The sequence below is a fragment of the Erwinia artemisiae genome, from assembly GCF_051400835.1.
GTDB classification, from domain to species: Bacteria; Pseudomonadota; Gammaproteobacteria; order Enterobacterales; family Enterobacteriaceae; genus Erwinia; species Erwinia aeris.
This window is the reverse complement of sequence record NZ_JBLFFM010000009.1, coordinates 12540-35172: the sequence shown is the minus strand read 5'-3', so window position 1 is coordinate 35172 and position 22633 is coordinate 12540. Positions and strand designations below refer to the sequence as shown.

The window sequence follows — 22633 nt, the reverse complement described above, 5'->3', positions numbered from 1 at the left end:
ATAGAGCTATTACTCTGTCAGAAGAAATTTGGAATCAACGCACTGAGCATTTATCGATCATACGAAACGCGAAGCTCAATATTCGTAACCAGCAAGCGTATACCCTGAATCACCTAATAGCGTAAGTTCCAGGGTATGAAAGTCTATATTTCGCTCATAGCAGACCAAACAACACTCCAGAGCTGCTGACCTGAAAAGCATCAAATTAACTAACGTTTCTCACCACTCAGATCATTATTAGTCGGCACCAGCTCGTGCAGCCGACTGAACAAAAACTTAACCTGATGCGGCGGCGAAGTCTGAACGTCAGAGGCGCAGGCGCGGTAAACCCGATTTTTCAACATGGCTTACTCCATCGCCTTAATGGTGAAGGTCACCACGCCAAAAATATCCAGCTGCTCTTCTTCCGCCAGCACTATCGGCGGCCAGGCCTTGTTCATCGCCAGTAGCCGCACGTCCGGGCGCAGCTGCAGCTTTTTTACCGTGAACTCGCCGTTTACCGCCGCGACCACGATATCGCCGTGATCGGCGGCAATACCGTTATCGACCACCAGCAGGTCACCGTCATCGATCCCGGCATCCTTCATTGAGTCGCCGCTGACGCGAATGTAATAGGTGCTCTCCGGCCGCTGCACCAGCAGATCGTTTAAGTCCAGACGTTGTTCAACATGGTCGTGCGCGCTGGCAGGTGAGCCGCAGGGCACGCGGCTCATAAAGAGCGGCAGCCGCAGAAGCGCGCGGACTTCGACCGGACGAAGTAAATTCATGGGGTTATCCCGAAATAAGCTGTATATAAACACAGTATTATCATTTACGGGAAACGATCAAGCCTGACGATGGTTTTTTTGCTTCTGGCGACAGAGGAAAAGACATCGGAACAGGCGTACAGCTTGTGAAATAAGGGGAGCGACCGCAGGGCTGGCGATTGTCTGAAAAGCGACAGGGCCACTGTTAAAGCGGCGTCAGGCGGGACGTTGTCTCTGGTGCCAGAGCGCTAAAATCGTCTCGGCGAAGGCGTCATCAATCGTATAAAAATAGCATTCCGGCACGTTGAGCACTTTTGCAAAGGCGCACATCGTTTCAAACGTTGGACGATGGATCCCGCCTTCGTATTGCGAAACGCGCGAGCGCGCCGTTTCCTCTTCAATGCCTGCCAGAACGCCCAGCTTTTCCTGAGTCAGACGAGCATGGAGACGGGCGGCTTTCAAACGAGCTGGGATCATCAGTAACACCATCAACAATCATACATTGACTTACTGTTTAGCATTACTTAACATCGTAGTTGTTTAGTGATACTCAACAAGCAACGTCTGATGGAAGCTGACAAGGATGACAGAGATAACCGATAAGGACTGGCACCCGGCAGATATCATTGCCGAGCTGAAGAAGAGAGGCACGACGCTGTCTGCCGTTTCCCGCGAGGCTGGGCTGGCCTCGTCCACGCTGGCCAATGCGCTGAACCGCCACTGGCCAAGAGGGGAAAGGCTGATTGCCATAGCCCTGGATACCGAGCCGGAGCGCATCTGGCCTTCGCGATATAATAAATTCAGGTAAGAATGGCGGCGTTAAAATGATTATCCGAATGTGTAACCTGGCCATGTGATTATGCTTCACATAGCTTATTTTTTATTTTTTTCCAAAACTGGCCAGTTACTTACATGCTAAATATCACCTGTCCTAAAAGCAGCGCGTTTATTTTCGTAACCCCCTCTACTTACCAGCTCATGCGTCGAAGTAATGGCTTACCCTTTAGCTGATGCTTAACTACTGCTAAAATATGCCCAATAATAAGCAGTCCTAAGCTAATGCAGGAAATAATATGTACTGTATGGAAAATACTGGTAATTCTGTTGTCATTAACGGGATGAGGTAACTCAAAAAAACCAAAAACGTTAATAGGTTTTTCCATCATCATTACGCCAGTAATTAATACTAAAGCAATATTACTGTAAAGCAGCATATGCCCTACTGCCGCAAGCTTATCTTCTTTATGACTCAGTAAACTATCGGCAGGTTTACCGTGGCGCCACGCAAACCAGATCCTTAGCATAAAGAGAGGAATATAAATTGTTGTAAGGGATACATTAAGGAAACCAATCCAGATTTCACACTGTAGATCGTGATTAAATAATGCTACATAGAATCCACTGAGAGTGGACCAGATGATAATAGCTGCGGAAATCCAGTGCAACCAAATTTGCGGCCGTGAATAACGTGATGACATAAAGCTAATCCCTATAACTACATTAAAAGACGTCACTGTATTTTTAATTAATGCTACCACAAGGCTATTATTGTGCATCGCAAAAAATTCTGAGGTAAGGTAAAATGGGATGATTCTTGCAAGTATGATTAAATATAATCTTAGCAAGTACACACACACTTAAGAAGTCGGTTTTAGTACCACCATATATTGCAGATTGACGTTACTTAGGAGATATAAAAGTATTGCGGTAATCTTTATTCGAGGTTTTTTCTGGCCCATAATTTATTCTCTAATAAACCTGAAATGTGTATTTTTTATTTTTCATTACTGCCTGACTAAATGAATTTCATATTCTTTATATATATTGTTTTCTTACTTGTCGCCAGCGGATATTATCGGCTGCTTGTTGGTGGCGCAATTTAGTAAGTGAAAAAGTAATATGCGAGCCTCTGGTAAACGGCGAGGTTTTTTCCGTCTCAACTCACATCCTGGTAGGAGCTTATGCCAGCGGCAGTAAACCCTTCCTCTCTATTCACACACAAAATACAGGGTTGTATGTTGATGTGGGTTTATATATGCTATGTAAAAATCTAATGACTCTTTATTTATGAAACACAGATTACTTTTGCAGAATTTTATAATATTCCAGCTGAGTGGCTGTTCGGCGCATTCTCCTTCAGTCAATATCCTCGGTGCCTACTTTCCGGACTGGCTTTTTTGCATTTCCGGCGGCTGTCTGACCTCTGCTGTAATAAACATATCACTGAAGAATTTCAGGCGTAGCAGGTGGCTATCCCCTTATATTTTAACTTACCCGTTGTTGATAGCGTTTTTATCAATGGGGTTCTGGATCCTGTTTTTTTATTAATCTTTATTTGTTAATCATGGAACGCAGATGCCAATTAAGGTAAAAACTTGTATGAATAAGCGGCTGTTTATTCTGGTGCTGTCAGTGTCTACGCTGGCCATATTAATTTGGTTAATCAGACTGTTTGATGAGACACCGGGGACAGATGATGCCTATGTTTATGCTGATACCATAAATATTGCCCCTCAGGTTAACGGAGTTATCATAAAAATACCGGTGAAAGAGAACGAACTTGTCCATAAGGGTGATGTTTTATTCGAAATAGACCCTCGTCCGTATCATGATGCCTTAATTCGCGAAAAGGCAAACCTGGCCCAGCTTGAGCAGCAAGTTATTCTTACCCGACGTGATATCAGTGCTCAGGAGTTTAATGCACAGGCTACGGAGAAACATATTGATGCGGCCCGTGCTACGGCTGAACAGGATGCTGCTACCCTGCGACGGCTGCAAGCCTTACGCGCACGAAACTATGTTTCCGATGAATCCCTGGATCAGGCTCAAGCCCGGCAGCGTGCCTCGGCGGCGCAATTACAGTCAGCCAGACTGCAGGCTGAACAGGCAAATGCTGCGGTCAGCAGTGTGTCAGCTCTCATTGCGAAACGCGAAGTGATTAAAGCAGATATTTCCATCGCCGAATTTAATCTGGAACACACCGTTGTAAGGGCGCCGTTTGATGGCCGTATCACATCATTAAAAACCACCGGCGGCCAGTACGTCAGCACAGGACAGGCTGTTTTTACGCTGGTTGACAGTAGAAACTGGTATGTGGTGGCAAATTACCGTGAATCGGAACTTAAGAATATTCACGACGGTGACAGCGCCGATGTTTACCTGATGAGTGACACCGGAAAGCATTTTACCGGGTCCGTAGAGTCCACAGGATATGGGGTTTATCCGGATGATGGCGGAGCCATACAGAGTGGTTTGCCGAGCATTGCCCGTAATATTAACTGGGTACGTGTTGCCCAGCGCTTTCCGGTACGAATTCGCATTACTACTCCTGACTCTCGTCTCTTCAGGATGGGCACATCTGCGGTAGTAAAGGTTCATTCTGGTAGTCAGAGCGATGAAAAGAATGGTCATGCAGTATGATGATGCCAGATATGATTGGCGGAAAAACCGGTAACCTGCTTCGTTTTCTGCACCAGGAATCAAGGGGGTTCCCCGGACGCTATAATGCCATGCTGAGGTATCTGCTTTCTTCAGTGATTGTCATAGTCATTTCACTGACGTTGGGTGTCCCGCAACTCGCTTATTCTCTGCTGGTGGTTTTTTTTGCCACCCAGAAAAATATTGTATTGACTCGGATGATATTTCCGTTATTCCTGCTTGTGAATACAGCGGCAGTTGGGGCTGCGATCCTCACCCTGAAACTCACTATTGATGCCCCGATGTTCCGTCTGCTCAGCGTCTCTGTTGCGTTGCTCATTCTGCTGTATCTGATGCGTTCATCCAGAAAATGGAGCTTTCTGTATTTTGCCGTTGCTATCACCATAACCTACGTACAAAGCTTTGTGGACCTGAGTTCAGATGGCGAAATGTTGTTGCGTAACTGTCTGTGGTCTTGGGTGGCCGGCTGCTATGCCACCGTTGTGGCACATGTCGTAAATACGCTGCTCCTGCCGGTTGAGCCGGTCAGACAGTTACAAGAGGAAATAGAAAGGATTGTTACGGTGACCAGCCGGGCGCTGGAGTCAGCAGCTGCCGGAAAGCCTGCTGCTGCAATCACGCTGGAAGAAATTCAGACCAGTGTGCTGACGTTACACAGCTGTCTCAAGTTCTCCATTATGCGTTCGGAGCAGTTTTGTGCCGATAAAGAAAAGCATCTCGCAGAAATCGCCACCGCTGAACGCTTGTATTCCGCCTCACGGCAGCTAACCAGCCTGAACGGCGAGCTGACAGACATGGCAGCCAGTTATTGCCATAAACTGGCTGCCGAATGCCGTTCCTTTCTACAGTGCCTGCGGGACAACCGAAGCTATGCCCCTGAACAACAGGATCATGCTCAAATTGAGATGCTGCCAGCTTGTCTTCAGGAAATGTACAGTGCTCTGTACGGCGTTTCCCTGCTGGAGGCGCGAAATAGCGAACCTTATGCGTCAGATAAAGCGCACTCTGGCGTTTCCCGGCCGCAAGAACAACTTTCATATGACTATATTAAATACGGCATCAAAACATTATTGGCTGTTGCCCTCTGTTATATATTTTATACCAGCGTTCAGTGGCCAGGCATTCATACGTCCATGCTCACCTGTATCATTGTCGCAGTCCCGGGACTGGGCGCCTCGGTACAGAAAAGCCTGCTGCGTATTGGTGGCTGCGTAGTCGGCACTTTACTGGCCTTGTTCTGCACGATATTTATCCTTCCTCATATCGACTCTGTGACCGGACTGTTGCTGATGGTGATACCCGTTATCGCACTCAGCGGCTGGGTGGCCGCAGGCTCAGAGCGAAGCAGCTATGCCGGGATCCAAATTTTGTTCGCATTTTCGCTGGCTATGTTTGCGACGTTTTCTCCCCATCCGAACCTGACAGAGATCCGGGACAGACTCACAGGTATCCTGCTGGGCATTACGTTTTCTACCCTGATACACAGTCTGATCTGGCCGGAAACTGAAGGAAAGACATTGCGTCATTCGCTGGCTGGCTTGTTTGAGTATATGGCTGAAAGAATGAGTCCCATGGTAGGGAAAAAAAACGTACAGGCGGAAGGCTGGTTGAAACTGGATGCCACACAGAAACTCCTGGCCCAAGTGGCGCTCGAACCAAACTGGCGCAGCAACGATAATGAAGAGTTAACGCTGGCCTGTCAGCTATTGCTGGGTAAACTACGTGAAATACACGTTGCGCTTTATAGGCTGGAAACAGAGTATGTACGGTCTGCCGGAGATCATAGACAGCGTGACGCTGTTATATTTGCCAACCGTGTCCTACATACCCTTTCGGTTGCAGTACAGCGCTATGCAAAGGGGCTGCAAAGTGAGTCGGGCCATACACCGGCTATCGACAATCAGTTAAATCAGTTGATGATTCATATACAGGAGGAGAGCATGAACACTGAAGTATTCAGGAACAGCCTCCTTTTGCTCAGGATCCGAGAGCTGGTAGCGTGTTTCCGCTCTGTTCCTGCCTGGCCAGATGACAACAAAAGAAATGTATCCGGAGTGTGATGCTAATGAAGATGGACATGATCCGATGTAATGCGGATGACACCAAAAAGAAATTGATAGGCGCGGCAAGAGATATCCTTGCAAAGGAAGGTTATATTGCCATCAGCGAGAATAAAATTTGCGAACAGGCCGGCGTTACGCGGGGTGCCCTCCGGTATCATTTTCCTGCGGGCCGATATGATTTATTAAATGAACTAATACCACAACTTTTTCAGCAGATACCTGCCAGTAATACTCAAGACTGCAAGTCTCGTATTCTGGAGTTAATCCTGTTTATGCAGCAACAGCCTCTGGAAAATCCGCTGGTTCTGATCATGGAAATATGGCAAGCCACGTTTGCGGATAAAGATCTAAGGGAGTCAGTAGAAAAGGTTTTTGAGCAGCGGTTCCAGGTTTTCTTCAATGTAAATTCCCTTGAGGAACTTCCTGAAGAAATTATGCCGTACCGGTTTATGTTTTGGGGGGCGATTCTGTCACTACAATATCATAAAAACAACGGTGATAATTTACAGACCATCATAGATTTCATGAGAACGCATTAGTATTTTAGTATAAATCATATTGATGAGTGAATTTAGCATATCATATTAACGCACAATACCGGAGGTTGCTTTCGCTTCCGGTTTTTCCGTGAGCTGATTTATATAAAAATAGTATATATATTAAGTTATCATATGCATTGATATTTATAATTTAAACGTACCTGCATGGTCCCATTGATTCAGCCGATTAGTCTGTCAATTTAATATTGACGGTCATGATACTGCTGCGTGTGTATTTATTTAACAGAAATAATTTGCCTTGTTGTAAAAATAGAGAACAGGAGATTTACTTTAATGGATAACAAACTTCTTGTCGTGCTGACGGAGAATAGCTGGTTGTTCACGGGGCTGGCCACCCTGCTGCCGGAGATGGCCTGCCTGAGAATGAATTATAATACCAAAATTATGCCACGGGAGGTGAAAAATGCCTGTAGTATCACCGTTGTCGTAGACAGTCTGATATTTTTCCGGGGCGAATGGCTTGCATTCAATACCCTCCGTAGCTGTCGGGAGGATATAACCGTGGTCTGGCTTACTCGGGAGCATACGGGGCGGGTTTTCCCGGCAACAAGCCAGGGCGACAGGATCCTTACGCAGAAGCAGGATATTTCGTTGCTTGAACTCATCATAAGTGGGAAAACACAACGACCGGTGACACGTAAAAAAGCAGAATGCGTTAGGCCGGTCAGACTGACCCTAACGGAGCGTCGTCTGCTCCCTTTTTTTACGGCCGGAATGGATCTGACAGAACTTTCCGAACGGTTGGGGTGTGCGCTCAAGACGCTGTACCACCACCGTCTGAGTATTGTGGCTAAAGCGGGTTTCAGGCATCCGGTATTTATGGAGTATGTCTATAAATGTAATCCGGGATTATCAGGCGTATTCAGCCCTGAATCAAAATCATGGAAAGAACAATGGAAAGAACAATTGCATGAGGAGTAGAAACACCATTTTTTACCTCAAGTTATAAAATAGGGCGTCCCTGGCCCGAATACCCCAAGGAAGTTCTTTTCTGCCTGCAAAGGGTCGGGCTATTACTTTAATCATGCCGCCTTTTTATACTTGATATTTTTATTCACTGTTTTAGTGCGTTTTTTTTCAGGGCGGCATGGAAAGTAATAATTGTAAACGGTTGCGAGGTTATAATCGCTATGAGACCTTTATTCACTGATTGCCGATACTTCTCATAGTCTGGGGTTTTATCTTTCTAACGTTGTCTGAAAATCGATGTTTATGAAACTTGCCCCTGTCACGGATTGAGTGTTATTGCTGCAGTACTGGCTTTCTTAAGTTGCCTTTTACTATTAAGCAATGGGCTCACGCGTTCCGCAGCACTCGAAGTCGCAGCTAAAGGCGTCAGGGTTAATGCAATTGCACCTGGTCCCGCAGAGACGGATATGTTTGACCGCTTTGTTGGTCGGAATGAGGAAGCGAAAACAGAATTTCTCAGCAGGATGCCTACCGGGCGTATAGCCGCTACGGGAGAGATCGCCGCCACGGCTTTTTTCCTCGCTTCTGATGCAGCTCGCTCCATCACAGGACAAATTATTACCGTTGATGGCGGATACTCGGTTGGTTAGAACGATGTTTGATACCGCAAGCGCGCTGTAGGCAGCTGGCTTCACAGCAACAAGTGCTATGGAATCTGCGTTTACTTATTGTTGATATCTCCCATAGTCTGGACTGAGGCAGGGTAAACTGATGTTGGGTTGATCTGCCTTTCAGTTGACTGCAAGGTTTTCCACAGAAGCGGTAGAGCAGGAGGCTGATATCCACCCAGGTGGGGGCAACAAATCCCATTGGAGGGGCTTTTTATGGAAAAAAGGAAACGTTCTTTCACACGAAAGGAGCAAGTTCCTGCGCCAACGATTGAATCCTGTCTGGATAACCCATTAATTAATGCTGGTGGCGGGATTATCCTTGTGAAGGATGCGAACCACCGCTTTGTGGCATCTAATACCGTTTTTAGTCGCTTCTCAGGAGTTGACCCACATAAGCTAACGACATGCTCAGATTCATCAAAAGCTCCGGTCGTTCTTCCTGCGTCTTTCGAAAGAATGTGGTTTTGCCGTCTCGCCATATTATTTTCACCATAACCTCACGACGGAGCTGATAACGTCGCCGGAACGGAATTTTACGCTGGTGAAAGATTTACGTGCGCAGCAAGGCGTCAGTACAACAATGGAATACGTGAAGCAGAATGCCCATTTGATGCAACCGGGAAGCGGGGGGAGAGGAGAGCAAAGGATAATATCTACTGGTAAACCAGTGATTTTTTGACGCATAAAGCAAAAACCCCCGCATAAGCGAGGGTTTGGAATAGTGGTGCCCGGACTCGGAATCGAACCAAGGACACGGGGATTTTCAATCCCCTGCTCTACCGACTGAGCTATCCGGGCAACGGGGCGCATTAAACCGTAAAGGCTGCCCGCCGTCAACGGCTTTGTCATAAAAAAGCGTTAAAGCGTGATTGACTGCCTGCTTTTCAGACAGTCAGCCTGAAAGTTATGCAAATCCATTCGGGACAGCCTGTCTTTCAGGCTTCCGTCGTGTGCGCTTTCTTTGCTAAAGAGCACGTGAGCCTGTGCGGTACGGGAGCGGCGCACTTACAGTACAGGACGCTGATTAAACGCACCACCGCGCTTACGGCTCAGCGCGCCGCTCTGATGGCGCAGGTTACGGCTCAGCGCACTAGCTCAGTGCGCCATTCTTACGGCATAGCGCGATACTCAGCACGTCTTCCGCCAGCGAACGGGCCGTCACCACTTCCTGCACGTTGCGTTTCACCAGCAGCCGGCTCAGGCAGCCCTCCAGAATCAGCTCCATCTGATGAGCGAGCAGTTCCGGGTTATCGGTTTCCAGCTGGGTCAACAGCTCGTGGGTATATTGCCAGGAAGCGCGCTTCTGCTGTTCGGCAACCTGATGGATAGGGTGGTCCGGCTGCGGATAAAAGCTGCACGCGGCCACAAACAGGCAGCCGGGATAGCGGTTATTGTTAACGGCCTCCTCCAGCACCTGATAACGCGCCAGCAGCTTGCGTGCTGGCCCCATAGTGTCATCCAGCAGCAGCTTGCGCCGCCAGATATCAACCTGCTGGCTGTGATAGCGCAGGGCGTCATAGAGCAACGCCTCGCGGTCGGGCCAGTAGCGTTGCAAATCTTCCTGTTGGCAGGCTGCCGCCTCCGCCATCATGGCGAAAGAGGTGGAGGGGGCCAGCCCGTTCTGCTCGAGTACGTTCAGTGCATGCTCGAGTACCTGTTCACGTTGCAAGCGACTCTCCTCTTGAATGCATTACTTTACGGTCGCGACCGTAAAATTCTTCTCTAGTGTCGTTTACTGCGACAATTTCTGCAAATGCTCCCGGAAGGCTGCGGCATCCATAAAACCGGTCACGCGCGAGCCGGGGATCTCTTTGCCGCTGGCGTCAAAAAACAGGATGGTAGGCAGCCCCAGCACGTTCAGCCGTGCCAGCAGCGCTTTGTCTTCTGCATTATTAGCCGTGACGTTCGCCTGTAACCGCTGCGTTTTATTCAGCGCATTCTGTACCTGCGGCTCGCTGAACGTATATTTTTCAAACTCCTTACAGGCTACGCACCAGTCGGCATAGAGATCCAGCATGGTGATGCCGTTATGCTGCTGCAACGCCCGATCGAGCTGGCTGACGGTGGCGATGCGCGTAAAGCTTAACGTCGTGTGGCTTGCCGTTGCAGGCGCGCCGAACGCCCAATCCTGCAAAGGACGGGCCGCGACCAGCGCCGCCGCCAGCATCAGGATCTGCCCCAGGCGCAGCCAGCCGTTAGCGGATTTCAGGCTGATAAAGGCCCAGCCGAAAAAGGCGACGGCCAGCAGGCTCCACAGACGCAGTCCCCAGGCGTCGCCCACCACGCGCTCAAGCAGGAAGACCGGCAGCGCCAAAATCACGAAGCCAAAGCCTTCTTTTACCGTTTGCATCCACGCGCCGCTTTTCGGCAGCAGGCGGTTGCCGAACAGCGTCACCAGGATCAGCGGCAGCCCCATGCCCACGGCGTAGAGCCAGAGCGTGCCCGCCCCGGCCAGCATGTTGCCGCTTTGCGCGATATAAAGCAGGATGGCGCTGAGCGGCGCGGTAGTACAGGGCGAGCAGATCAGACCGGCCAGCGCGCCCATCAAAAAGACGCCCGGCAGCGAGCCGCCCTGCTGACGATTGCTTAACAGCGTTAGCCGGGTTTGCAGCGCAGAGGGGAGCTGGAGCGTAAACAGCCCGAACATTGACAGCGCCAGCAGAATAAACAGCACGGAGAGGCCAATCAGCACCGCTGGCGACTGCAACGCGGCCTGAAAACGCAGCCCGGCAGCGGCGACGATCACGCCCAACGCGGTATAGGTCAGCGCCATACCTTGTACATAGACCATAGCCAGCGCAAACAGGCGCTTCAGCGAATAGCGACGGTTGCCACCAAGGATAATCCCGGAGATCAGCGGATACATCGGCAGCACGCACGGCGTAAAGGCAACGCCGATGCCGATCAGCAGCGCCCACAGCGGCGAGAAGGGCAGTTTATGATCCGGTTGCGCGGGTTGCCCGACGAGGGCGTCGGTCTGCGTGCCGGAGGCCGCATTGCCTGCATCGGTCTGCATAGCGGAGGCAACATTGCCTGCATTAGTTTGCGCATCCGAGGCCGCATTGCCTGCATCGGTCTGCATAGCGGAGGCCGCATTGTCTGCATTAGTTTGTGCATCCGAGGCCACCTTGCCCGCATCGGCTTGCGTACCGGAAGCAGCATTTTCTGCATTAGTTTGCGTATTGGAAATCGCGTTACCTGCCTCAGTTTGCGTGCCGGAGGCCGCGCTTTCCGCATCCGCTGGCGGCTGGCTGGCGGCCGTCACTTCGTTCAGCGGCACGCTGCGGGTTTCCGGCGGATAGCAAAAACCGGCGGCGGCGCAGCCTTGCCAGGTTACGCTGAGCGTCGCGCCCTTTTTCGCTTCCAGCAGCGTTAAAGGCACCGTCAGGCTGTCGGGATAGATTTCCGTTTTGCCGTAAAACTCGTCTTCATGCGGTTTGCCCGCGGGCAGCGCCCAGTCGGCCAGCTTCGCGCCCTGTGTGGTCAGGGAGATTTGCTGGCGATAAAGGTAGTAACCGGGCTTCACCGTCCAGCTGAGCGTCAGCCGATCGGCCCGCTGGCTGAAATCAAAGCTGAAGGCCTGGTCGACGGTGCCGAAGTGGCTGTTGGCGTTGTTACCAAACAGCGAGGCGCTGGCACCCGTACTAAAGAAGGCGATCAGCGCCAGCAGCAGGCAGGTTGTGATGCGTTTCATCATGACAGGGATCATTTTTCCACTACCGATATAAACCAGAAAACAGGCAGACTCCGACGCGGCGGAGATCTTATGCAAGGCGCAGACTATATCACGGCCTGGCGGCTGCGGCTGTTGCAGGATGTCGCACTGGAAGAAACGGAAAGGGTGTGGTTAAGGCGGGGTTTAACCAGGCGGGCCGTCAGCGCAGCCCGCCCTTATCGCTACAGGAACAGATTGGCGAAGAGAAAGCCAAAGGCGACCGACAGCGCAATCGCCAGCGTGCCGGGCACGATAAAAGAATGATTAAAAACGAATTTTCCGATGCGTGTCGAGCCAGTATCGTCCATTTCCACGGCGGCCAGCAGCGTAGGATAGGTCGGCAGCACGAACAGCGCCGAGACGGCGGCGAAAGAGGCTATCGCGGTATGCGGCGACACGCCCAGCAGCAGCGCCGCAGGCATCAATGCTTTGGTGGTGGCGGCCTGCGAATAAAGCAGGGTGGAGGCAAAAAAGAGGATCACCGCCAGCATCCATGGATAGTCGCGCAGCAGGCTGCCGGCAAAATCCTGAATTTCGTTGATATGCGCTTTAACAAAGGTATCGCCCAGCCAGGCGACGCCCATCACGCAGATGCAGGCGCTCATGCCGGAACGGAACGTGCTGGCGGAGAGGATCTTTGCGGTATCTACTTTACAGCTCAGGCAGATCAGCGCCGCAATGGTCAGCATAAAAATCACAATAGCTTCGTTGCGCGGCAGCACGGGGTTCTGGATCAGCCCAACGGTTTCGCTAATCGCGGTGGCGTAAAGCACGACGGCTATAATGCCGATCAAAAACAGCAGTACGGATAGTTTCGCGCCCGGTTTCTCTTTAAATACCGTTTCGCCGCGCAGCGTGACTTCGCCCTTTGCCAGACGCTGCTGATAAATCTGATCCTCATGCAGCTCTTTGCCCAGAAAATTGGTGATCATCGCGGCGATGAAGATCGCGACCATCGTGGAAGGGATCGCCACGGCCAGCAGGCCCAGATAGCTGACGCCCTTCGGCTCCAGAATGCCGGAAAGGAACACCACGGCGGCGGAAATAGGCGAGGCGGTAATGGCGATTTGCGAGGCGACTACCGCAATAGAAAGCGGGCGGGAAGGGCGAACGCCCTGTTCCTTCGCCACCTCGGCAATCACCGGCAGCGTGGAGAATGCCGTATGGCCGGTGCCGGCCAGCAGCGTCATTGCGTAGGTCACCAGCGGCGCCAGAAAAGTGATATAGCGCGGATGCTTGCGCAGCAGGCTTTCGGCCAGGCTGACCAGATAATCCATTCCGCCCGCGACCTGCATTGCCGCAATAGCCGCGATCACGCCCATGATGATTTCAATCACATCGAACGGGATTGCACCTGGCTTAATCTGAAACCCCAGCGTCAGGATCAGCATGCCCACGCCGCCAGCGAAGCCGATGCCGATGCCGCCCAGTCGCGCGCCCAGATAGATCGCCGCCAGCACGACAATAAGCTCAGGTAAAATCATAGTTTGCTCCCCTGGTCTGTTTGGTTATGAATTGGTTGATAGCATGTAACTTGCGGCATAAAAAAAGGCACGTCGTTCTGTGAACCAACGTGCCTTTTTTCGCTTACCGCGGCGGATTACTCTTCATCGGTGTAGCGTTTCGCTTTATAAACCGGATACATCAGGTTCTGGGTCGAGAAAATGTCGTCCAGCTCCGTTTCGGTCAGCAGGCCGCGCTCCAGCACCACTTCGCGCACGCTTTTACCCGTTTCGGCGCAAATCTTGCCGACGATATCGCCGTTATGGTGGCCGATATAAGGATTCAGATAGGTCACGATGCCGATTGAGTTAAAGACGTAGGCTTCGCAAACCGCTTTATTGGCGGTAATGCCGTCCACGCATTTCTCCAGCAGGTTGGCGCAGGCGTTGGTCAGGATAGACACCGACTCAAACAGCGCCTGGCCGATGACCGGCTCCATTACGTTCAGCTGGAGCTGGCCCGCTTCTGACGCCATCGTCACCGTCACGTCATTGCCGATAACCTTAAAGCAGACCTGATTAACCACTTCCGGCACGACCGGGTTGACCTTGGCAGGCATAATAGAAGAGCCGGCCTGCAGTTCCGGCAGGTTGATTTCGTTCAGGCCGGCGCGCGGGCCGGAAGAGAGCAGGCGCAAATCATTACAGATTTTCGACAGCTTCACCGCCAGGCGCTTCAGCGAGCTATGCACCATGACGTAAGCGCCGCAGTCCGAGGTCGCCTCGATCAAATCTTCCGCCGGTACGCACGGCAGATTGCTGACTTCCGCCAGCTTCTGTACGGCCAGCTGCTGATAACCATCCGGCGTGTTAAGGCGGGTGCCGATAGCCGTTGCGCCCAGGTTAACTTCCAGCAGCAGCTCGGCGGTGCGCAGGATGTTTTTGATCTCTTCCTTCAGCAGCACGTTAAACGCGTGGAATTCCTGGCCCAGCGTCATCGGCACGGCATCCTGTAGCTGGGTACGGCCCATTTTCAGGATGGTGTTGAACTCAATGGCTTTACGCTCGAAGCCTTCGCTAAGGTTGCCGATAGCGTCCAGCAGTTGCAGGATCGAGCTGTAAACCGCGATGCGGAAACCGGTAGGGTAGGCGTCGTTGGTGGACTGGCATTTATTGACGTGATCGTTGGGGTTCAGAAACTGATATTCCCCTTTCTGATGGCCCATCAGCTCCAGGCCGATATTGGCCAGCACCTCGTTGGTGTTCATATTGACCGAGGTCCCGGCGCCGCCCTGATAGACATCAACCGGAAACTGATCCATACATTTGCCGTTAATCAGCACTTCATCGCAGGCTTTGATAATGGCGTTGGCAACATTACGGGGAATGGTTTGCAGCTCTTTATTGGCCATCGCGGCCGCTTTTTTTACCATCACCATGCCGCGAACAAAGGCCGGAATATCGCTGATCTTACTGTTACTGATATAGAAATTTTCGATCGCACGCAGCGTATGAACACCGTAGTAAGCATCCGCCGGAACTTCTCGCATACCTAACAGGTCTTCTTCGATACGAATGTCGTTAGCCATGAGCACCTTCTTGTGATTGCTGCCGGTTATACTAGCCAGAGTCAGAATGATCCATGAGTCGCCATCAGTCCGGGACCGATATGTTAACGTTTTGCGTCATCAGGAGCATCACTATATTCGTTAAAATATTGACGCTTTTCACTTTATCGCGAGGTTTTTTTGGCCGTCGTGTTGCCGTTGTTTATCTGACGAGGCGGCAGGGAATTTTCCGCTGACGGTTGAAAAGACGGGGCGACGTGCCCATCTTTAATCGATACGATCCTTTTTTCGCCGCTATGCCTGGCGCATGGCGGCTCTAACCGACAGGAGACTGCGGTGCGCTGGTTACCGTTTTTAGTACTTTTTGTTCTCGCCTGGATTGAGATCACTATTTTTATCCAGGTTGCCCATGTGATGGGCGTGCTGCTGACGCTGCTGCTGGTGGTGTTCAGCTCGTGCATCGGTATTTCGCTGGTGAAAAACGAAGGCATGAAGAACTTTATGCTGATGCAGCAAAAGCTGGCGGCGGGGGAAAGCCCGGCGGCAGAGATGCTAAAAAGCGTCTCGCTGATCCTGGCCGGTTTTCTGCTGCTGCTGCCCGGCTTTTTTACCGACTTCCTGGGCCTGCTGCTGCTGCTGCCGCCGGTGCAAAAACACCTGACGCTGAAGCTGATGCCGCACCTGCGTAGCTGGCGCGGGCCTGGCGCGGGGCCGGACAGCGGCTATACCGTGGACGGCGAGTATGAGCGTAAAGACACCACGCTTATCGAACACGACGACAAGCACGACAGGCAGTAATCTTCAGAAAGGCGGGCAACCCGCCTTTTCTTTTATCCGCCGTTTCGCTGACTGTTATTTGTGCAGTTGTGACGCAGAAGCAAAATTTTTATTTTTTACCCCTTGAAAGGGCCGGGCGCTGTCCCTATCTCTTGCGTCACGAGGCCGGTGCCAGTGAAGCCCGGCATTCATCCCAAAATGACTGATTGGACTTCTCAAAGGAGAGCTATCAATGAAAATTCGTCCATTGCACGACCGTGTTATCGTCAAGCGTAAAGAAGTGGAATCTAAATCGGCTGGTGGCATCGTTCTGACCGGCTCAGCAGCAGGGAAATCTACCCGCGGCGAAGTGCTGGCTGTTGGCAATGGCCGTATCCTGGAAAATGGCGAAGTGAAGCCACTGGACGTAAAAGTCGGTGACGTCGTGATTTTCAGCGAAGGCTACGGTGCGAAAACTGAGAAAATCGACAACCAGGAAGTGCTGATCATTTCTGAAAGCGACATTCTGGCAATTGTTGAAGCGTAATTTACGTAACTCATTGAACGAAACGAATTTAAGGGATATTGATAATGGCAGCTAAAGACGTAAAATTTGGCAACGACGCTCGTGTTAAAATGCTCCGCGGCGTTAACGTACTGGCAGACGCAGTAAAAGTAACCCTGGGCCCGAAAGGCCGTAACGTAGTGCTGGATAAATCCTTCGGCGCACCAACCATCACCAAAGACGGCGTTTCCGTTGCACGTGAAATCGAGCTGGACGACAAGTTCGAAAACATGGGCGCGCAGATGGTGAAAGAAGTTGCCTCTAAAGCGAACGACGCAGCGGGCGACGGCACCACCACCGCCACCGTGCTGGCACAGTCTATCATCACCGAAGGTCTGAAAGCCGTAGCCGCGGGCATGAACCCGATGGATCTGAAGCGCGGTATCGATCAGGCCGTTATCGCTGCGGTTGATGAGCTGAAAAAACTTTCCGTTCCTTGCTCCGATTCCAAAGCCATTGCTCAGGTTGGTACTATCTCCGCTAACTCCGATGAGAGCGTGGGTACCCTGATTGCTCAGGCGATGGAAAAAGTGGGCAAAGAAGGCGTGATCACCGTTGAAGAAGGCACCGGCCTGCAGGACGAGCTGGACGTGGTTGAAGGTATGCAGTTCGATCGCGGCTACCTGTCTCCTTACTTCATCAACAAGCCGGAAACCGGTGCGGTTGAGCTGGAATCACCGTTCATCCTGCTGGCTGACAAAAAAATCTCCAACATCCGCGAAATGCTGCCGGTGCTGGAAGCTGTGGCAAAAGCAAGCAAGCCGCTGCTGATCATCGCTGAAGACGTTGAAGGCGAAGCGCTGGCGACTCTGGTGGTTAACACCATGCGCGGCATCGTGAAAGTGGCTGCGGTTAAAGCACCTGGCTTCGGCGACCGTCGTAAAGCTATGCTGCAGGATATCGCTGTGCTGACCGGTGGTACCGTTATCTCTGAAGAGATCGGTATGGAGCTGGAAAAAGCGACGCTGGAAGACCTGGGTCAGGCAAAACGCGTTGTGATCAACAAAGACACCACTACCATCATCGATGGCGTGGGCGAAGAGTCTGTGATCTCTGGCCGCGTAACGCAGATCCGTCAGCAGATCGAAGAAGCGACCTCTGACTACGATCGTGAAAAACTGCAGGAGCGCGTAGCGAAACTGGCAGGCGGCGTGGCCGTGCTGAAAGTGGGCGCAGCAACTGAAGTTGAAATGAAAGAGAAGAAAGCTCGCGTTGAAGATGCTCTGCACGCTACCCGTGCGGCAGTAGAAGAAGGCGTGGTTGCCGGTGGCGGCGTGGCGCTGGTGCGCGTGGCGGCTTTGCTGTCCGAGCTGAGAGGCCAGAACGAAGACCAGAACGTGGGTATCAAAGTTGCGCTGCGCGCAATGGAATCCCCACTGCGTCAGATCGTTTCTAACGCAGGCGAAGAGCCATCTGTGGTCGCTAACAACGTGAAAGCGGGCGACGGTAACTACGGTTACAACGCGCAGACCGAAGAATACGGCAACATGATCGACTTCGGTATCCTGGACCCAACCAAAGTGACCCGTTCTGCGCTGCAGTACGCGGCTTCCGTTGCGGGCCTGATGATCACCACCGAGTGCATGGTCACTGACCTGCCAAAAGCTGATGCGCCAGACTTAGGTGCAGGCGGCGGCATGGGTGGTATGGGCGGCATGGGCGGCATGATGTAAGTCGGCACCCAGCCCCTGTAAGAAAAAAAACCTGCCAGCGATGGCAGGTTTTTTTTATGCCTAAAATCCGATGCGAAAGCCCAGATTGGCGGTCAGAGGGGATTCAACAGCACGCCCTTTTTGATAGGTGAGTTCGCTATACAGTGAAGCATCCCTGGCAAGGCTGATATCGATCCCCGCGCCGTAGCTTCCTGCGCTGGCGTTAGCGGCATCGTTAAAATCCCAGCGATCGTTCAGCCGGACTTTAGCGGATTTGGCGAGTCCGTGCGTTACGCTGGCCTTCAGGTAAGGATCAAGCACGGCTTTACCGAGCCGGACGCGTTTACCCATCTGCAATCCTGTTTCGGCCTGCACCAGTGATGGCTGATAAATTTGCGCTCTCATGCCGTTGCTCAGCGTCATTTGGCTTCCGTCAGCCCGAAAAACCATCATTCTGGCAAAAGGCTCCACCCAATAGTCATCCGCCAGTACGATATGCCAGCCGCCCTCCAGTGCGCCGCCCAGGCCGTACTGATTGTAGCCGCCGCTGACCGCCACGCCGTCGCTCATGCGCGTGTGCAGCCGGCTATTAAAGCGGTTCATTTTGATTGTCGTATCCAGATACAGACCGCTATCGGCAAACCAGCTGGCGTACGTCCCGATACCGTAGCTGTCAATCTGGCTGTTGCCGCCACGAACATCCCTGACGGAATTATTGGTGATGGAGGCCATTACGCCGACAAGCAAGTTGCCTTGACCTGCCGCAACGGCTTTATCACCGCCCAGTTCAAAGCCGTTCTGGCCCAGCTTCCAGCGGCTCGTCGCGCTGTTTATCCGGGTGTTTTGGTGAAGATAACGGCCCCAGAGCCCGCCATCGCGGGCTTCCCGACCACGAAGATCGCCCCGACGCTGACGCAAGTTTTGCAGTTCGTTAGTAAAAATAAGCCCTGGCGCCGCAGCCATGTTCAATACGGCATCTGCCGAAGGCGTAAGCGAAGGCTGCGGAGGGTTATCAGGCGCATCGGGCGTATCGGGCACGTCAGGCGTATCGGGTGCATCAGGCCGGGCGCTGTTAGCCAGATACCATGCATTATCTTTCTGGATCAGATCGTACTGCCAGACGCCCGCATCCACTTTCCCGCCATACAGCGCAAACAGCGCCGTATTGGTCGGTCCCTGCACTACCTTGAGCATGGCGTCTGGATCGTCAGGCTCCGCACCGCTGTTCGCCACGCGCAGTAAAAACGTGCCATAGAGGTCGCGGGTAATATTGAGCATATCGCCCTGCATCTTCTGCAAACTGGTATTCAGCGCAAACAGGCCGGCGCCGGTGAGGCTGTCGATCGTTAAGGTATGATATTTATCATTCGGGTCAACATCCGGCATCAGAATCGAGCCGCCGATAAATAACAATTGTTTAATGTGGTTATCCGCCGTCATTTTCCACTGCGCGCTTCGGCCGATCTCCAGCGTACCCACACCGGTTATATTGCCTTCCAGCTGGCTGGCGCCGCTTAAAAGAACGTTCACCCGGCTGCTGTCATCCGCAAAAATATCACCCCTGGCATAAATGTTATAGAGTGAGAAATCCACCTGGCTATTATTAAGCGCTTCCAGCAGCTTACCTTCTTTACTGGTGACAGAAGGGGAGCCTGACGAATAATTGTTGCGGAGGGCGATGGCGGCATTACCCTGGTTAACGCTGAAAACGGCTTTCTGTGCGTTGATGGAAGAGTCGCTGACGTCAAACTGGGTTTTATTTTCTCCCGTTATAAATACGCCAACGTTGTTGCTGTTGATAACGGAGTGTTGACTGACGAAAACATTAGCGCCTTCCACATGCAACGCCCCGCAGCCGTTGATGGCGGCGCTCCCCGCATAACAGGCTATTTCATCGCCGTTGCTGGCGGTATTTAACGTTGAGTTATAAATGATCATATCGCTGTTAGCGGCTTCGAGCGCCGAGGCTGCCTTAGCCGACAGTGTGGAGTTGCTGATAAACAAATTGTCCAGCACGCCGTCGTCAGCGCTGTTACGCATTCTGATCGCCGTTCCGTCGCTGGTAATAACAGAATTCATAATATCAACGTTATCGACATCCTGAAGCAGGATGCCGGTGACGCCTATCGCCATTGCGCCCGTATAATCACTGGTGCTGTTGATATCAATCTTTTGCAAAATGGCGGAATCAGTATTTCTGATATCCATCACCGCAAAGTTATGGTTATTAAGTTTACTGTTTTCAACAATCAGGCTGCCGCTATAGACAGATAAAGGGGAAACTCGTCCCTGTCCATTAAAAACGTCGTCCTTAATGGTTACCGTTTTATTATGGTTATTTTGTCCGGTCCTGATACTGCCGTTTACGACAGAGGCATTAATATAAATGTCACCCAGACTGGCTGAGGAGAGCGGCCTGATATTTCCGGTATAGGTACTGTCAGAAAAAATAATATGGCTGTTATTGCTGTCTATATCGCCTGAAAAGATCGCATTGCTGTTCAACGACAGCGTTGAATCGCTAAACAGATGCGATTGCGGCGAGGGGGTAAACCCCGCTTCCGCGTTGCTGATGGTTAAGCTGCCGCCATTGGTAACGTTAAAAAGGGTTTCTTCGCTTTGCGGCGTATAAATATAAACATGCTCGTTATTAATGTTGACTATATTAGGGGCGCTAAAGGCGAGAGGTAAGTAATTTGTTAAAATTAATAAGCTGCACCCTGTGCCAACGAGTTTCAGTTTTTTTATTACCGGTGTTGAAAACATTGTGATGCCTTAAGAAATAAAGGAGAAAGCGTGGTGGGTAGGATTTATTTTATTTATAATAACATCCCTTTTCTTATTAAATTAAACCGGCATTCAACGCTATAAAGAATAATCCTAAACATCATCGGGTTGCGACGGCATCTTGCAATGGGTATGTATATAAAATGCGATAGTTATGAAAACTAATATTGGAATTTTATGATCAAGCAGGCGCTTTCCCCTTTCTTTTGCCATGCCCGTCGACTCTTTTTTTCATCGGCGCAGCAGAAGTTCAGGCGTATCGCCGATTTTATGTTAATCTGCGGATGAGTCTGTTAATAATAATGGAGATTAAAATGCGGATTAACGTCTTGCTGGGGCTCTCTGTCGCGGCGGTGCTGCTGGCGGGCTGTAGCAGCTCTACCAAACTGAGTTCAGCAGGTGAACGCGTCACCTTCACCGACCAACAACCGGCAAGCAGCTGTCAGCTGCTGGGCAACCTGACCGGCTCACAAAGCAACTGGCTGAGCGGTGCGGGCGGCGGTGAAAGCAGCTCTCTGCGCGGCGCGGCTAACGATCTACGCAATCGCGCGGCGGAAATGGGCGGCAACGTGATTTACGGCGCAACCAGCCCAACGCAGAACATTTGGTCAAGCTTCGCGCCGCTGGACAGCAAAATGAGCGGTCAGGTTTATAAGTGTCCCTGAGGCGTTAGCAGCACGGATTACCCGGACAGGAGAAGACTGCCGCTTCTCCTGTTTTTTTATTGCTGACGCAGCTGCAAATCAAGCGGCGTTTTGCTTGGCTCACCGCCAATCTCCCTTGCCAGCTTCGGCACCATATAGCCGGAAACCTGGCTCAGCAGTTCCCGCATAATATTCCTCGCCTGCTCGTCGGAAACGTAGAAGTGCGCCGCGCCCTGGACTTTATCCAGCACGTGCAGATAGTAGGGCAGGATCCCGGCGTCGAATAGCGCGTTACTGAGCTCCGCCAGCGTGGCGGCGCTGTCGTTGATGCCGCGCAGCAGCACGCTCTGGTTCAGCAACGTGACGCCCGCTCGCTTCAGCTGCCGCATGGCTTCCCGCAGCTCGTCGTCAATCTCGCGCGCGTGATTGATATGGGTGACCAGCAGCGTTTGCAGCCGTGTCTCTGCCAGCCGCTGGCAAAGCGCAGCCGTGATGCGCGCAGGGATAACCACCGGCAAACGAGTGTGGATACGCAGCCTTTTCACGTGCGGGATCTGCTCCAGCTCGGTTATCAGCCACGCCAGCTCGCTGTCTTTCGCCATCAGCGGATCGCCGCCGGAGAAAATTATTTCATCCAGTTGCGGCTGCTGTCGGATATACTCCAGCGCCTGCTGCCAGTTGCGCTTGTTGCCCTGGTTATCCGAATAGGGAAAATGACGGCGGAAGCAGTAACGGCAGTTGACGGCGCAGCCGCCTTTCACCAACAGCAGCGCGCGATTATGATATTTATGTAACAGACCCGGCACTACGCTGCTTTGCTCGTCGAGCGGATCGGTACTGTAACCTGGCGCATCGATAAACTCCTGGCTTTGGGTGATCACCTGGAGCAGCAGCGGATCCTGCGGATCGCCCTTTTGCATTCTTGCCGCAAAAGCGCGCGGCACGCGCAGAGCAAAAAGACGGCGCGCGTTGGCGCCGCCCCGAAGCTCAGGATGTGAATCAAGGCCTAAAAGCTGTAATAATTCATCAGGGTCGGTGATTACATCTGCAAGTTGATGCAACCATTCTTCTCGCGAAGGGGTATTTAGGGTTACAATGTGTGCCATTTTTTTGGCTA

21 protein-coding genes and 1 tRNA gene are annotated in these 22633 nt (G+C 51.8%); 11 read left to right on the top strand and 11 right to left on the bottom strand.

Features of this window, described 5'->3' with window-relative positions; genetic code table 11:
- Window positions 1-209 precede the first annotated feature (209 nt).
- From ACMGEE_RS17610 to ACMGEE_RS17600, 3 genes are all read right to left on the bottom strand, one after another.
- Window positions 210-344 carry a hypothetical protein gene (locus tag ACMGEE_RS17610; protein ID WP_301253274.1) on the bottom strand — a complete coding sequence of 45 codons (135 nt, stop codon included), beginning with the start codon at window positions 342-344 and terminating at the stop codon, window positions 210-212.
- Between the two features lie 3 nt (window positions 345-347).
- Window positions 348-767, bottom strand: a complete 420-nt coding sequence (umuD, locus tag ACMGEE_RS17605) for a translesion error-prone DNA polymerase V autoproteolytic subunit (protein ID WP_253455981.1) — start codon at window positions 765-767, stop codon at window positions 348-350.
- 195 nt (window positions 768-962) lie between these two features.
- The gene (locus ACMGEE_RS17600; protein WP_253455977.1) at window positions 963-1223 is read right to left on the bottom strand and encodes a helix-turn-helix domain-containing protein; all 261 of its coding nucleotides are present in this window, start codon (window positions 1221-1223) and stop codon (window positions 963-965) included.
- Window positions 1224-1338: 115 nt separating this feature from the next.
- On the opposite strand from ACMGEE_RS17600, the gene ACMGEE_RS17595 reads away from it, so the two are divergent.
- Window positions 1339-1554, top strand: coding sequence for a helix-turn-helix domain-containing protein (locus tag ACMGEE_RS17595; protein ID WP_253461142.1), 216 nt, complete (start codon window positions 1339-1341; stop codon window positions 1552-1554).
- Window positions 1555-1714: 160 nt separating this feature from the next.
- Here ACMGEE_RS17595 and ACMGEE_RS17590 read toward each other — a convergent pair whose 3' ends face one another.
- Window positions 1715-2224, bottom strand: coding sequence for a cytochrome b (locus tag ACMGEE_RS17590; protein ID WP_436830401.1), 510 nt, complete (start codon window positions 2222-2224; stop codon window positions 1715-1717).
- A 589-nt stretch (window positions 2225-2813) separates the two neighbouring features.
- Here ACMGEE_RS17590 and ACMGEE_RS17585 point away from each other — a divergent pair.
- From ACMGEE_RS17585 to ACMGEE_RS17560, 6 genes are all read left to right on the top strand, one after another.
- On the top strand, window positions 2814-3074 hold the full coding sequence (locus tag ACMGEE_RS17585; RefSeq protein ID WP_436830400.1) for a YtcA family lipoprotein: 261 nt from the start codon (window positions 2814-2816) through the stop codon (window positions 3072-3074).
- Window positions 3075-3101: 27 nt separating this feature from the next.
- Window positions 3102-4166: a multidrug transporter subunit MdtN gene (mdtN, locus tag ACMGEE_RS17580; RefSeq protein WP_436830399.1), complete on the top strand. Its 1065-nt coding sequence runs from the start codon at window positions 3102-3104 to the stop codon at window positions 4164-4166.
- On the top strand, window positions 4163-6244 hold the full coding sequence (locus ACMGEE_RS17575) for an FUSC family protein (protein ID WP_436830398.1): 2082 nt from the start codon (window positions 4163-4165) through the stop codon (window positions 6242-6244). Before mdtN ends, ACMGEE_RS17575 begins: the two co-directional genes overlap by 4 nt.
- Window positions 6245-6249: 5 nt before the next feature.
- Window positions 6250-6786 carry a TetR/AcrR family transcriptional regulator gene (locus ACMGEE_RS17570; RefSeq protein ID WP_436830397.1) on the top strand — a complete coding sequence of 179 codons (537 nt, stop codon included), beginning with the start codon at window positions 6250-6252 and terminating at the stop codon, window positions 6784-6786.
- Between the two features lie 294 nt (window positions 6787-7080).
- Window positions 7081-7728 carry a transcriptional regulator gene (locus ACMGEE_RS17565; RefSeq protein WP_436830396.1) on the top strand — a complete coding sequence of 216 codons (648 nt, stop codon included), beginning with the start codon at window positions 7081-7083 and terminating at the stop codon, window positions 7726-7728.
- Between the two features lie 314 nt (window positions 7729-8042).
- Window positions 8043-8366 (top strand): SDR family NAD(P)-dependent oxidoreductase, encoded by a 324-nt coding sequence (locus ACMGEE_RS17560; RefSeq protein ID WP_436830395.1) that lies wholly within the window; start codon window positions 8043-8045, stop codon window positions 8364-8366.
- Window positions 8367-9109: 743 nt separating this feature from the next.
- Here ACMGEE_RS17560 and ACMGEE_RS17555 read toward each other — a convergent pair.
- The 5 genes from ACMGEE_RS17555 to aspA form a co-directional block, all read right to left on the bottom strand.
- Window positions 9110-9185 (bottom strand) — tRNA-Phe (locus ACMGEE_RS17555).
- Between the two features lie 292 nt (window positions 9186-9477).
- On the bottom strand, window positions 9478-10056 hold the full coding sequence (gene dicD, locus ACMGEE_RS17550; protein ID WP_253455949.1) for a division control transcriptional repressor DicD: 579 nt from the start codon (window positions 10054-10056) through the stop codon (window positions 9478-9480).
- 63 nt (window positions 10057-10119) lie between these two features.
- A complete protein-coding gene (locus tag ACMGEE_RS17545; RefSeq protein WP_436830437.1) occupies window positions 10120-12081 on the bottom strand; it encodes a protein-disulfide reductase DsbD in 1962 nt (653 codons plus the stop codon).
- Window positions 12082-12284: 203 nt separating this feature from the next.
- Window positions 12285-13586, bottom strand: coding sequence for an anaerobic C4-dicarboxylate transporter (locus tag ACMGEE_RS17540; protein WP_436830394.1), 1302 nt, complete (start codon window positions 13584-13586; stop codon window positions 12285-12287).
- A gap of 116 nt (window positions 13587-13702) precedes the next feature.
- Window positions 13703-15133: an aspartate ammonia-lyase gene (gene aspA, locus ACMGEE_RS17535; RefSeq protein ID WP_253455939.1), complete on the bottom strand. Its 1431-nt coding sequence runs from the start codon at window positions 15131-15133 to the stop codon at window positions 13703-13705.
- Window positions 15134-15448: 315 nt separating this feature from the next.
- On the opposite strand from aspA, the gene ACMGEE_RS17530 reads away from it, so the two are divergent.
- The 3 genes from ACMGEE_RS17530 (at window position 15449) to groL (ending at window position 18106) form a co-directional block, all read left to right on the top strand.
- On the top strand, window positions 15449-15910 hold the full coding sequence (locus ACMGEE_RS17530) for an FxsA family protein (RefSeq protein WP_253455937.1): 462 nt from the start codon (window positions 15449-15451) through the stop codon (window positions 15908-15910).
- A gap of 211 nt (window positions 15911-16121) precedes the next feature.
- Window positions 16122-16415, top strand: a complete 294-nt coding sequence (locus tag ACMGEE_RS17525) for a co-chaperone GroES (RefSeq protein WP_125290273.1) — start codon at window positions 16122-16124, stop codon at window positions 16413-16415.
- 44 nt (window positions 16416-16459) lie between these two features.
- Window positions 16460-18106: a chaperonin GroEL gene (groL, locus tag ACMGEE_RS17520; protein ID WP_125290274.1), complete on the top strand. Its 1647-nt coding sequence runs from the start codon at window positions 16460-16462 to the stop codon at window positions 18104-18106.
- Window positions 18107-18166: 60 nt separating this feature from the next.
- Here groL and ACMGEE_RS17515 read toward each other — a convergent pair whose 3' ends face one another.
- Window positions 18167-20293 (bottom strand): autotransporter outer membrane beta-barrel domain-containing protein, encoded by a 2127-nt coding sequence (locus ACMGEE_RS17515; RefSeq protein ID WP_436830436.1) that lies wholly within the window; start codon window positions 20291-20293, stop codon window positions 18167-18169.
- An 893-nt stretch (window positions 20294-21186) separates the two neighbouring features.
- Here ACMGEE_RS17515 and ACMGEE_RS17510 point away from each other — a divergent pair.
- A complete protein-coding gene (locus ACMGEE_RS17510) occupies window positions 21187-21537 on the top strand; it encodes a DUF4156 domain-containing protein (RefSeq protein WP_253455934.1) in 351 nt (116 codons plus the stop codon).
- 56 nt (window positions 21538-21593) lie between these two features.
- On the opposite strand, the gene epmB is transcribed toward ACMGEE_RS17510, so the two are convergent.
- A complete protein-coding gene (gene epmB, locus ACMGEE_RS17505) occupies window positions 21594-22622 on the bottom strand; it encodes an EF-P beta-lysylation protein EpmB (RefSeq protein ID WP_253455932.1) in 1029 nt (342 codons plus the stop codon).
- Between the last annotated feature and the right edge of the window lie 11 nt (window positions 22623-22633).